The sequence below is a fragment of the Micromonospora arida genome, assembly GCF_003857035.1.
Lineage (GTDB): Bacteria > Actinomycetota > Actinomycetes > Mycobacteriales > Micromonosporaceae > Micromonospora > Micromonospora arida.
In genome coordinates this window covers 1-11,660 of sequence record NZ_QGSY01000322.1, presented here as the reverse complement: position 1 = coordinate 11,660, position 11,660 = coordinate 1, and the positions used below count along the sequence as shown (strand labels likewise).

9 protein-coding genes and 1 pseudogene are annotated in these 11,660 nt (G+C 70.2%); 5 read left to right on the top strand and 5 right to left on the bottom strand.

What is annotated here, in order from left to right:
* Positions 1-142: 142 nt before the first annotated feature.
* Positions 143-796: an MBL fold metallo-hydrolase gene (locus DLJ58_RS31905; protein ID WP_124862370.1), complete on the bottom strand. Its 654-nt coding sequence runs from the start codon at positions 794-796 to the stop codon at positions 143-145.
* Between the two features lie 7 nt (positions 797-803).
* Positions 804-1,520 carry a maleylpyruvate isomerase family mycothiol-dependent enzyme gene (locus DLJ58_RS31900; protein WP_124862367.1) on the bottom strand — a complete coding sequence of 239 codons (717 nt, stop codon included), beginning with the start codon at positions 1,518-1,520 and terminating at the stop codon, positions 804-806.
* Positions 1,521-1,698: 178 nt separating this feature from the next.
* Between DLJ58_RS31900 and rsgA the strand changes: the two genes are divergently transcribed.
* The 3 genes from rsgA to DLJ58_RS31885 all read left to right on the top strand — a co-directional run bounded on the left by rsgA (position 1,699) and on the right by DLJ58_RS31885 (position 6,638).
* Positions 1,699-2,769: a ribosome small subunit-dependent GTPase A gene (rsgA, locus tag DLJ58_RS31895; RefSeq protein ID WP_124862364.1), complete on the top strand. Its 1,071-nt coding sequence runs from the start codon at positions 1,699-1,701 to the stop codon at positions 2,767-2,769.
* Positions 2,770-3,039: 270 nt separating this feature from the next.
* Positions 3,040-5,985, top strand: coding sequence for an excinuclease ABC subunit UvrA (uvrA, locus tag DLJ58_RS31890; RefSeq protein ID WP_124862361.1), 2,946 nt, complete (start codon positions 3,040-3,042; stop codon positions 5,983-5,985).
* Between the two features lie 161 nt (positions 5,986-6,146).
* Complete coding sequence (locus DLJ58_RS31885) at positions 6,147-6,638, top strand: Rieske (2Fe-2S) protein (protein ID WP_124862359.1); 492 nt, start codon at positions 6,147-6,149, stop codon at positions 6,636-6,638.
* 74 nt (positions 6,639-6,712) lie between these two features.
* Here DLJ58_RS31885 and DLJ58_RS31880 read toward each other — a convergent pair whose 3' ends face one another.
* Positions 6,713-7,411 (bottom strand): type III secretion system effector protein, encoded by a 699-nt coding sequence (locus DLJ58_RS31880; RefSeq protein ID WP_124862356.1) that lies wholly within the window; start codon positions 7,409-7,411, stop codon positions 6,713-6,715.
* A pseudogene (locus DLJ58_RS35240) lies at positions 7,412-7,495 on the bottom strand (hypothetical protein); the annotation flags it as partial.
* A 30-nt stretch (positions 7,496-7,525) separates the two neighbouring features.
* Between DLJ58_RS35240 and DLJ58_RS34780 the strand changes: the two are divergent.
* Positions 7,526-7,834 carry a hypothetical protein gene (locus tag DLJ58_RS34780; protein WP_124862353.1) on the top strand — a complete coding sequence of 103 codons (309 nt, stop codon included), beginning with the start codon at positions 7,526-7,528 and terminating at the stop codon, positions 7,832-7,834.
* Positions 7,835-8,306: 472 nt separating this feature from the next.
* Here DLJ58_RS34780 and DLJ58_RS31870 read toward each other — a convergent pair whose 3' ends face one another.
* Positions 8,307-8,630, bottom strand: coding sequence for a hypothetical protein (locus DLJ58_RS31870; protein ID WP_124862350.1), 324 nt, complete (start codon positions 8,628-8,630; stop codon positions 8,307-8,309).
* 131 nt (positions 8,631-8,761) lie between these two features.
* Here DLJ58_RS31870 and uvrC point away from each other — a divergent pair, with 131 nt between their 5' ends.
* A complete protein-coding gene (gene uvrC, locus DLJ58_RS31865) occupies positions 8,762-10,750 on the top strand; it encodes an excinuclease ABC subunit UvrC (protein ID WP_124862347.1) in 1,989 nt (662 codons plus the stop codon).
* Positions 10,751-11,660: the final 910 nt, after the last annotated feature.

Sequence of the window (11,660 nt, the reverse complement as noted above, 5' to 3'; positions counted from 1 at the left end):
CACCCACCGCACCCGACTCCAAGCCCCCCACGCCCCCGGAACGAAGACAACTCAGCCAACGACGGAGAACAACCGCCGCCGTCGGTGAGGTATTGATCTTGGTGGTTCTTGGTCGACGTTGGGTCTTCTGTTTGGTGGTGGGTTACCAGCCTCTGGCTTTCCACTGGGGGAGGGCGGGGCGCTCGGCGCCCAGGGTGCTGTCCTTGCCGTGGCCCGGGTAGAACCAGGTGTCGTCGGGGAGTTGGTCGAACAGCTTGTGCTCGACGTCACCGATCAGCGCCGCGAAGCGCTCCGGGTCCTTGTCGGTGTTGCCCACCCCACCGGGGAAGAGACTGTCGCCGGTGAAGAGGTGCGGGGTGCCGGCCGGGTCGCGGTAGAGCAGCGCGATCGAACCCGGGGTGTGCCCCTTGATGTGGATGACCTCCAGCGCGCAGTCGCCGACCGCCACGGTGTCGCCCTCGGCCAGCCGCTCCGCCTCGATCGGCAACCCCGCCGCGTCCTCGGCGTGCACCAGCGCCCGGGCGCCGGTCTTGGCGACGACCTCCTCCAACGCCACCCAGTGATCCATGTGCTGGTGGGTCGTCACCACGGCGGTGAGCCCACCGTCACCGATCAGTTCGAGCAGCCGGGGCGCCTCGTTGGCGGCGTCGATCAGCACCTGATCACCGGTGCCCGTGCACCGCAGCAGGTAGGCGTTGTTGTCCATCGGACCCACCGACAGCTTGTTGATGGTCAGCCCGTCCAGTTCCCGAACCGCCGGTGCGCCGCCGTGCGTGACGTCTCCGCTGTATGTCATGACGTTTCTATATCCATTCCGGTGGAGTAGGCAGGGGGCCGTCAGGGGTGACGGAGAGCGGGGCGCCGTTGGCGCGGCCGATCAGCCAGGCGGCGAGGTCGGGGGCGGGGCCGGCGACGATCGGGGCGTTTACGCGCTCCCCGATCACCACCTCATGGTCGCTGCCGTCGAGGCGCAGGACCATCGAGGGCGGTGTCGGCCCCATGCCGTGATGGCTGGCCGCCTCCCGCAGCAGACGGTGGGCGAACGTCTCCGACCAGTCCGCGGCCCGGTAGTCGGCGGCCAGATCGAGGTGGTGCACCTCGATCTCCCGCAGTCGGCCCCAGACCAGCAGCGCCGCCGGCCACGGGCCCTTACGCGCCTGCACCGTCGCCGCCCAGGCGTCGGCCGGCATCGCCGCGACCGCCTCGGAGAACAGGTCCGCGGTGCGTCGCAGGTCGTCCAGGTGCGCGGCCGGTGGCCGGCTTGAACCGGCTTCGATGTCCGCGGTGCGGGCGTCCAACGAGGCGTACATCGGCAGCGCCGCCCCGGTGCGGGCCGCGGTGAGCAGGTTGACGAAGCCGTCGGCGTTGCGCGCCACATGCGCCAGCACGTGGCCGCGTGTCCAGCCCGGCAGCAGCGACGCGGCGGCGAGGTCCGCGGTGTCGAAAGAAGCGGCGGTACGCAGTAGACGGCTGGTGGCCGCGTCCACCTCGCCCATCAGCAGCAGCGGATCCGTGGTCACCCGTCGACCCTAGCGGTCCGCCGTCGCGCCGTCGCCGGGGAAATCGCTTTCGGCGCGTCGGCGCGCGACCTACCGTCAGCGGCAGACGCGGCACCGGGACATCGGACGGAGGTGGTGATCATGCCGGACGTGGCACGCGTGTTCCGCCATCACCAGCTTCGACACCGATGAGGATGACATGACGATCGATCTGACCGCCCTCGGCTGGGACGCCGAGCGGACGGCGTACGCCGCGCGCCGCGGCGAGTACCAGCCGGGTCGGGTGGCCCGGGTGGACCGGGGGGTCTGCACGGTGCTCACCGCAGTCGGCCCGGTCCGGGCCAGCCTGGGTGGGGCGGTGCTGACCGTCGCCGCGCGGGACCCGTCCGCGCTGCCCTGCGCCGGGGACTGGGTGCTGCTCACCCACTGGCCGGACCACCGCGTCACAGTGGAGGCGGTGCTGCCGCGGCGAGGGGCGCTGATCCGGCGTACCGCCGGCAAGGACGCCAGCGGTCAGGTGCTGGCCGCCAACCTCGACGCCGCCGCCGTGGTGGAGCCGGTGCACCCCGAGCCGGACGTGGGCCGGATCGAGCGGCTGCTCGCCCTGGCCCACGAGTCCGGCGCCCGGCCACTTGTCGTACTGACCAAGGCGGACCTCGCGGCCGACCCGGCCGCGCTGGCCCGCCAGTTGGCCGTGGTCGCCCCCGGGGTGCCGGTGCTGCCGGTCAGCGCCGAACGTGGCCTCGGGCTGGAACCGCTGCGCGCCGAGGTGACGCCCGGCCGTACGCTCGGCCTGCTCGGCCCGTCCGGTGCGGGCAAGTCGAGCCTGGTCAACGCCCTCGTCGGCGCGGTGATGATGCCCACCCAGGCGATCCGGCGGGTCGACGGCAAGGGTCGGCACACCACCACCTGGCGGGCTCTCGTACCCATCCCCGGTGGCGGTGCGGTGATCGACACGCCCGGTGTCCGGGCGGTCGGCCTGCTGGACGGCGCGGCCGGGCTCGACCGGGCGTTCGCCGACATCGCCGGGCTGGCCGAGGGGTGCCGGTACGCCGACTGCGGTCACGACGGCGAGCCGGCCTGCGCGGTCCGGGAGGCGCTGCACGCCGGTGAGCTGTCCACCCGCCGGTGGGAGAGCTGGCGGCGGCTGCAGAGTGAGGTGGCCCACGAGAGCCGACGGCGGGAGACCCGGGTGGCGGCGGAGCGACGCGGCGGGTGGCGTTCGGCCCGACGCCGGGCCGCGCGTCCGCCGGCGCCCGGCGGCTACTGACCGGGTGCCGCCGACGCGGGAGCCCGGGCTTTCCGGTGGCGCGCGGTTTCGGGTAGCCCGGGCTTCCGGGTGGCGCGCGGTTTCGGGTGGCCCGGGCTTCCGGGTGGTGCGGCCGACCGGGCTGAGCTGGGGGAATGTGCGGGCGAGGGAAACTGTCATACCTCGGGGCTAGAGTTGCCGAGGCGTGTTTTCCGCGCCCGCACGACCGCTCAAGACCACCCAGAGCGGGACAGATCCTTCGCTTCGTCTTCTCCCGGGAGTACACGCACCGTGGCCGACCGACTGATCATCCGTGGCGCGCGCGAGCACAACCTGCGTGACGTCAGTCTCGACCTGCCCCGGGACGCACTCATCGTGTTCACCGGGCTGTCCGGGTCGGGCAAGTCGAGCCTGGCCTTCGACACGATCTTCGCCGAGGGGCAGCGCCGCTACGTCGAGTCGCTCTCGTCGTACGCCCGGCAGTTCCTCGGCCAGATGGACAAGCCAGACGTCGACTTCATCGAGGGTCTGAGCCCGGCCGTCTCGATCGACCAGAAATCCACCTCGCGTAACCCGCGCTCGACCGTCGGCACCATCACCGAGGTCTACGACTACCTGCGTCTGCTCTACGCCCGCATCGGTGAGCCGCACTGCCCGGTCTGTGGTGAGCGCATCTCCCGGCAGAGTCCGCAGCAGATCGTCGACCGGGTCCTCGCCATGGCCGAGGGCACCAAGTTCATGGTGCTCGCACCGGTGATTCGTGGCCGCAAGGGCGAATATGTCGACCTCTTCGCCGAGCTGCAGGCCAAGGGCTACGCCCGGGCCCGGGTCGACGGCGTGGTGCACCCGCTGACCGAGCCGCCGAAGCTCAAGAAGCAGGAGAAGCACACCATCGAGGTGGTGATCGACCGGCTCACCGTCAAGCCGAGCGCCAAGCAGCGGCTCACCGACTCGGTCGAGGCCGCCCTGGGCCTGTCCAGCGGCCTGGTCCTGCTCGACTTCGTCGACCTTCCCGAGGACGACCCGGACCGCGAGCGCCGCTACTCCGAGCACCTGGCCTGCCCCAACGACCACCCGCTCGCCATCGAGGATCTCGAACCTCGGGTCTTCTCCTTCAACGCGCCCTACGGCGCCTGCCCGGAGTGCACCGGCCTGGGCACGAAGAAGGAGGTCGACCCCGAGCTGCTGGTCCCCGACCCGGAGCGCAGCCTGCGTGAGGGCGCCATCCAGCCCTGGTCCACCGGGCACAACCTGGAATACTTCCTGCGCCTGCTGGAGGCGCTCGGCGAGGCACAGCACTTCGACATCGACACGCCGTGGCGGGCGTTGCCGGCGCGGGCACAGAAGACGATCCTGCACGGCTCCGACGACCAGGTGCACGTGCGCTACCGCAACAAGTACGGCCGTGAGCGCTCCTACTACACCGGCTTCGAGGGCGTGGTGCAGTGGATCGAGCGCCGGCACTCCGACACCGAGTCCGAGTGGTCCCGCGACAAGTACGAGGGCTACATGCGCGACGTGCCGTGCGCGGCGTGCGGCGGTGCCCGGCTCAAGCCCGAGGTCCTCGCCGTCACCCTCGCGGGCAAGAGCATCGCCGAGGTCTGCAACCTGTCCGTGGGGGAGTGCGCCGACCTGCTCGTCGGCATCGAGCTGACCGACCGACAGAAGATGATCGCCGAGCGGGTCCTCAAGGAGATCAACGCCCGGCTGCGGTTCCTGCTCGACGTCGGTCTGGACTACCTCTCCCTGGACCGCCCGGCCGGCACGCTCTCCGGCGGTGAGGCACAGCGCATCCGGCTGGCCACCCAGATCGGCTCCGGCCTGGTGGGCGTGCTCTACGTGCTCGACGAGCCGTCGATCGGGCTGCACCAGCGCGACAACCACCGGCTGATCGAGACCCTGATCCGGCTGCGCGGGCTCGGCAACACGCTGATCGTGGTGGAGCACGACGAGGACACCATCCGCACCGCCGACTGGATCGTCGACATCGGGCCCGGCGCGGGTGAGCACGGCGGCAAGATCGTGCACAGCGGCTCGGTGCCGGCGTTGCTGAAGAACAAGGAGTCGATCACCGGGGCGTACCTGTCCGGTCGGCGGTCGATCCCGACGCCGACGGGCCGCCGCCCGCAGGATCCGGCCCGCGAGCTGGTGGTGCACGGCGCGCGGGAGCACAACCTGCGCAACCTGACCGTCTCGTTCCCGCTGGGCCAACTGATCGCTGTCACCGGGGTCAGCGGCTCGGGCAAGTCGACGCTGGTCAACGACATCCTGTACGCGGTGCTGGCCAACCAGATCAACGGCGCCCGGCTGGTGCCGGGCCGGCACACCCGGGTCTCCGGGCTGGAGCACGTGGACAAGGTCGTCGGCGTGGACCAGTCGCCGATCGGCCGGACGCCGCGCTCCAACCCGGCCACCTACACCGGTGTCTGGGACCACGTCCGCAAGCTCTTCGCCGAGACCACCGAGGCGAAGGTGCGCGGGTACGGCCCGGGTCGGTTCTCCTTCAACGTCAAGGGCGGGCGCTGCGAGGCGTGCTCGGGTGACGGCACCATCAAGATCGAGATGAACTTCCTCCCCGACGTGTACGTCCCCTGCGAGGTCTGCAAGGGCGCCCGGTACAACCGGGAGACCCTGGAGGTGCACTACAAGGGCAAGACCGTCTCGGACGTGCTGGAGATGCCGATCGAGGAGGCCGCCGAGTTCTTCTCCGCCATCCCGGCCATCCACCGGCACCTGAAGACCCTGGTCGACGTCGGCCTGGGCTACGTCCGCCTCGGTCAGCCCGCGCCGACCCTCTCCGGCGGTGAGGCGCAGCGGGTCAAGCTCGCCTCCGAGCTGCAGAAGCGCTCCACCGGGCGGACGGTCTACGTGCTCGACGAGCCGACCACCGGTCTGCACTTCGAGGACATCCGCAAGCTGCTGATGGTGCTGGAAGGGCTTGTCGACAAGGGCAACACGGTGATCACGATCGAGCACAACCTCGACGTGATCAAGACCGCGGACTGGCTGATCGACATGGGTCCCGAGGGTGGCCACCGGGGCGGCACCGTGCTCGCCACCGGCACCCCCGAGGAGGTCGCCGAGGTGGCCGAGAGCCACACCGGCGAGTTCCTGCGCCAGGTGCTCAAGCTCGACGGCAAGGCCAAGGGTGCGGCTGCCGCCACCACCCGGGCGGCCAAGGCCAACGGCGTGACCAAGGCGCGGGCCAGCCGTAAGGTGCCGGCCGCCGCGCGCTGACCCTTCTGTGCGTGTACGCGGGGCGGGGCGGGTCGTCAACCGACCCGCCCCGCCCCATTTGCCGGGTCGGACGAGTGCCGCGCTGAACCATCCGGCACAGTTGCCCGTGTGGAGAAGTGTGGCCGGCCTTCGACCGGCAGCGGGCTAGAGAGAGGCGAGGCATGAGTGACGATCAGGCGCTGACCGGTCCGGGTACGCAGACACGTCGTACCCTGCTCACCGGCGTCGGGGCGGTCGGCGCAGCCGTTGTCCTGGCTGCCTGCGGCAGCGACGACGGCGGCAACGGCAGCGGCAGTGACGCACCCACCAGTGGTGGCCCCGCCGTACCCAGCACCGGCGACGCCGGCGGCGGCGACCGGCAGAACGCCCAGTCGTTGGCCACCACCGCCGACATCCCGGTCGGAGGCGGCAAGGTCCTCGCCGCCGAAGGCGTGGTCATCACCCAGCCCACGGCCGGTCAGTTCAAGGGCTTCAGCCCGATCTGTACGCACCAGAACTGCCCGGTGACGAACGTCGACGGCGGCACCATCAACTGCACCTGCCACAACAGCAAGTTCTCGATCGAGGACGGCTCGGTGAAGGCCGGCCCGGCCACCAAGCCGCTGCCGCCGAAGAACATCAAGGTCACCGGCGACCAGATCTCGCTCGCCTGACCGCGCCCGCCCACGTCCTCCGTCGCCAGGGCGGGGGACGTGGGCGGCACGGGTGCCGGGACCGCCGCGACGAGTCAGCCGCCGTGCTCCTCGCTGTACGGTTCCGCGACGCCGTAGGTTTCCCGGTCGTCCAACCGCATCTCGGCGCGCAGTCCGTTCTCGGTGTATTCGATCGGGTGGCGGTCATCGATCTCGAATTGGCCGTCGCCGTCCCGGTCGACAGGCAGCCCGGTGGCCTGGCGTTCGGCGTTTTTCACGCCCTCACCCACCTCGGTTGAGCCACCAGTTCCGGTATCCGGGTCGTCGGGGTTCACGTACTGTCCGTCGAGGGAGAGATCGTTCTGGCGGTCATAGACGTGCGCCAGTTCGTGGAACAGCACGACTGGTGGGGGCGCCTCCCCCTGGAAGTTGTCATACGTGGGGTCGATCTCGAGGCCGGACACCCCGTCCTCGGTGTTGTACGTCGCTCTGCCGTACGGGTCGCCGGAAATCTCTGTGATCTCGATGTCGTGCTCGGTGTCGTCCAAGGCAGCCAGCATGAGCTGACCATTCGGCGAGGACTCGAACGTGTCCAGGTCGTCCTGCATCCGCTCGGTGAACTCGTCCGAGCCGTCGATGACAAGGCGGGAACCGACGTCGTTGGACACGTCGACGTGCTCGACGCTCTCCGCGCCGTCGAAGGCGTCGGCTTTCTCGGTGCCGGCTGTGCCGGTCTCGCGCTGCGTCTGCCCGTACACCAGATCACCGTCGGCGCCCGCGGTGCCACCCGACACCGTGTCCGTGCCCCGTCCGGTGTAGATGGTGTCGTCGCCGGCGCCACCGGCGATGGTGTCGTCGCCACGGCCGCCCGAGAGCACGTCGGCGCCCCGGCCGCCGTCGAGATAGTCGTGATGGTCGCCGCCCCGTCCGGCACTCTCTCGCTGAAGGTAGTGGTCAACCTGAAGCCGTCCCCGTCCTCGCTGACGGTAAATCCCTCCACCCTGAGTTCGCCGCTGAAGGGGTCGCGGACAACGCGGATGTGGTCGTTGCCACTGTCGGTATTGACGATCATCCGGCCCTCGACGAGGATCACGCTGGGCCCTGACGGCTCGTCCGGCAGGGTGAAGGGTGACGAACCGCCGATGAACCGCTGCCACGCACTGGTGATGGTCGCCAGGCCTTCAGAGATTGCCCGTAGGTTCGCCGCCGCCTCGTGATGTACCTCCCAGGCCGGCCGGCGGATCGCCTCAGCGGCGTCGATGGCGGTCTGCACTGCGGTGGCGTCGGCCGCATCGGTCAGGATGAAGGTGACCTGGTCGTCGGACCGTTCGGCCCGCACCGCCCTGGTCAACGCCCTCCAATCCTCGTGGAGCAGCAGTTGGGCGCGGCCCAGCGCGTCCGCCAGGTCTTCGACCGCTTGACCACCGCGATCGGCCAGCGACGCGAACTCGTCGAGGTCCACGATCAGATTGCGGCCGTGGCCGGCGTACGTGTCGGCGACCTCACCACTCCACCCGCTGTTGAACAACGCGTTGGCCCCGTGTTTGGTGTCCGCCGCGCTGTCGCGAGCCGCATCGGCGAGCCCTCGCCACGACTTGGCCGCGGCCATCAGCCGCTCCGGGTCGGCCTTCAGGGACCACAGGTCGTCCGTGACCATCGGTGCCTGGGTGGACGGCACTCCGAGGGCGGTCATGTCGACCCGCCGAGCAGGCCACCCATCAGCCCGCCGGCCTCGTCGTCGGTCTGCTGGGTCGAGAACGCGACCAGGTAGAGGCGGTCGGCGTCACCTTCCAACACCGCGTGCAGCGCGCCGGCGGCGGCCATCACCGCGTCCGTCGCGCCCTGACAGGCGTCGTAGGCCAACGTCGCGGTCGGCGTGTCGCCGAAGGCTGTCAACGGGGCCGGAAACTGCTCCTGAGCCAGCAGCATTCTATCGCCGAACTCCTGCGACGCGGTCAGTATCCGCTCCGCGAAGCCGGCAACCTCGTCCGGATCTACGGTGAAACCGCCCATGCAGGTAAGCTAGTCGCTTCTGCAGGAATTGACCTTTGTCGTTTCGCTATCCGTCAATTCTCTTTACGTGTTTCCAATGATCCGAGGCCCGAATCGGGGCGTTGTCCGACCCGCTGGCTAGGCTTGCTGACGTGGCTGACCCCTCGACCTACCGCCCCGCACCCGGCACCATCCCGGAGCTACCGGGGGTCTACCGCTTCCGCGACGGCACCGGCCGGGTGATCTACGTCGGCAAGGCGCGAAATCTGCGCAGCCGGCTCAACTCCTACTTCGGTGACGTCTGGAACCTGCACGAGCGCACCCGGCAGATGGTCACCACCGCCGAGTCGGTGGACTGGATCACCGTCGGCACCGAGGTCGAGGCGCTCCAGCAGGAGTTCACCTGGATCAAGCAGTACGACCCGCGGTTCAACGTCCGCTACCGCGACGACAAGTCCTACCCCTACCTGGCCGTCACCCTCGACGAGGAGTACCCGCGGCTACAGGTGATGCGCGGCGCGAAGCGCAAGGGGGTGCGTTACTTCGGCCCGTATTCGCATGCCTGGGCGATTCGGGAGACCCTCGACCTCCTGCTGCGGGTGTTCCCCGCGCGGACCTGCTCTGCCGGGGTGTTCAAGCGGGCCGGCCAGGTCGGTCGTCCCTGCCTGCTGGGCTACATCGGCAAGTGCTCGGCGCCGTGCGTCGGCACCGTCTCCGCCGACGAGCACCGGGCCATCGTCGACGGGTTCTGCGACTTCATGGCCGGGCGCACCGACACCATGGTCCGCAAGATCGAACGTGAGATGACCGAGGCGAGCGAGCAGCTGGAGTTCGAGCGGGCAGCCCGGCTGCGCGACGACGTGGCCGCGCTGCGCCGGGCCATGGAGAAGCAGACAGTGGTGCTCGGCGACGGCACCGACGCGGACGTCGTCGCGTTCGCCGACGACCCCCTGGAAGCGGCTGTGCAGGTCTTCCACGTCCGCGACGGCCGGGTCCGCGGCCAGCGCGGTTGGGTGGTGGAGAAGACCGAGGACCTGACCACCGGGGACCTGGTGCACCACTTCTGCACCCAGGTGTACGGCGGCGAGCACGGCGAGGCCGACGTGCCCCGGGAACTGCTGGTCCCCGAGCTGCCCGCGGACGCCGACGCGCTGGCCGAATGGCTCTCCAACCACCGGGGCAGTCGGGTGTCGCTGCGGGTGCCGCAGCGTGGCGACAAACGCTCACTGATGGAGACGGTGGAGCGCAACGCCAAGGACGCGCTGGCCCGGCACAAGCTCAAGCGCTCCGGTGATCTGACCACCCGGGGCAAGGCGCTGGACGAGATCAGCGAGGCGCTGGGCATGAGCACCTCACCGCTGCGCATCGAGTGTTTCGACATCTCCCAGATCCAGGGCACCGACGTGGTCGCCAGCATGGTGGTCTTCGAGGACGGGCTGCCCCGCAAGAGCGAGTACCGGCGGTTCATCGTCCGGGGCGCCACCGACGACCTCTCCGCGATGTCCGAGGTGCTCCGGCGCCGCTTCGCCCGCTACCTCGACGCCAGGGCCGAGACGGGCGAGGTGGGCGTGGAGTCGGCCGACGAATCGACCGCCCCTCAGGACGCTGTCGAGCCGCAGGTCGGCGTCCTGATCGATCCGACCACCGGCCGGCCCCGAAAATTCGCGTACCCGCCACAGTTGGTGGTCGTCGACGGCGGCGCCCCACAGGTCGCGGCCGCCGCGCAGGCCCTCGCCGACCTGGGCATCGACGACGTGGCCCTGTGCGGGCTGGCCAAGCGGCTGGAGGAGGTGTGGCTCCCGGACGACGAGTTCCCGGTCATCCTCCCGCGCACCTCCGAGGGGCTCTACCTGCTGCAACGGGTGCGTGACGAGGCCCACCGGTTCGCCATCACCTTCCACCGACAGCGCCGCTCCAAGCGGATGACCGAGTCGGCGCTGGATCACGTACCCGGCCTGGGCGAGGTGCGTCGCAAGGCACTGCTGCGGCACTTCGGCTCGCTCAAGCGACTCTCGGCCGCGACGGTCGAGGAGATCACCGAGGTGCCGGGGGTGGGACGGCGCACCGCCGAAGCGATTCTGGCCGCACTGGACAAGGACACGAAGGCAGGCGACGGCGCGGAAGCGAAGCCCAGCACCTGAGCACTGTCGTCGCTCGCCCGGCCGGAGGCGCAGCCGATCGGCTCACTCTGGCTGTCCTTACTCGCCCCGTGATGGGCGGCCGCGCCCCCATGATCGTGCTCGATCCTGGATGTAGTGGCCTCATGGCGTGGGGAGGGGCCTGTTTCCTGGATCGAGCACGATCTTGCGGGACGTGAGGTTCCGTATGGCGCGCTGCCGGCCGATCCGCGTCACGTTCTGCGCCTCAGACCGTCCCGAGGCGCGCGAACGGCGCAGACCGGCACGATCCACTCGGTTTTCATGAGGTCGGGGCGTCCCCGGCACCGGGACACCGCGACTTTCAGGAACCCGAGTGGATCAGCCTCCGTGACCGCCGTGTCGGGTTCGGCAGGCCCACAGGGTGGGTGGTTTGTCGGGTTTGGTGTCGGCTGTCGGGTGGTCGGGGCCACCCCGTCGGCGGAATCGGCGGCCAGGCCAGGTCGTTATACCTGGCAGACCCCGGCAACAGCGGGTCATGGGCGCGCCGGCCCCGCCGGGACACCCGCCAGGCCGCCCCGGTTACAACGGCCGAGCACGACAACGGCCGGGCAGGGCAGCCGCCGGGAACACCCGCCGGGCCGCCCCGGTTACATCCCCCGAACGGCCGAGCACCCCAGCCGGCCGATGGGTAGGCGGAATGATCCGCCACCGGCACCCGTCACACCCTTCCCGACGCCGACCCCCTCGTCGCGGGTCACCGGGCAGAACCCCTCGAACTTTCCCCGCACGTCGCACGCACCCCCCCCGTTGAGTGTCGTGCGGGTTCCCCCGATGCAGAGGAGCACGCCATCATGCGTACCGATCTGATCCGTAAGACCGCCCTGACCGCCGCCGGCCTCGCCTTCACCGGCGGCGCCATCGCCGGCCCCGTCACCACCGCCTTCGCCGCACC

Excerpts from the sequence above, each read along its gene's own strand:
- rsgA (WP_124862364.1), top strand. The coding sequence starts at position 1,699 with ATGACGATCGATCTGACCGCCCTCGGCTGGGACGCCGAGCGGACGGCG.
- DLJ58_RS31905 (WP_124862370.1), bottom strand. The coding sequence starts at position 796 with ATGACATACAGCGGAGACGTCACGCACGGCGGCGCACCGGCGGTTCGG.
- DLJ58_RS31885 (WP_124862359.1), top strand. The coding sequence starts at position 6,147 with ATGAGTGACGATCAGGCGCTGACCGGTCCGGGTACGCAGACACGTCGT.
- DLJ58_RS31870 (WP_124862350.1), bottom strand. The coding sequence starts at position 8,630 with ATGGGCGGTTTCACCGTAGATCCGGACGAGGTTGCCGGCTTCGCGGAG.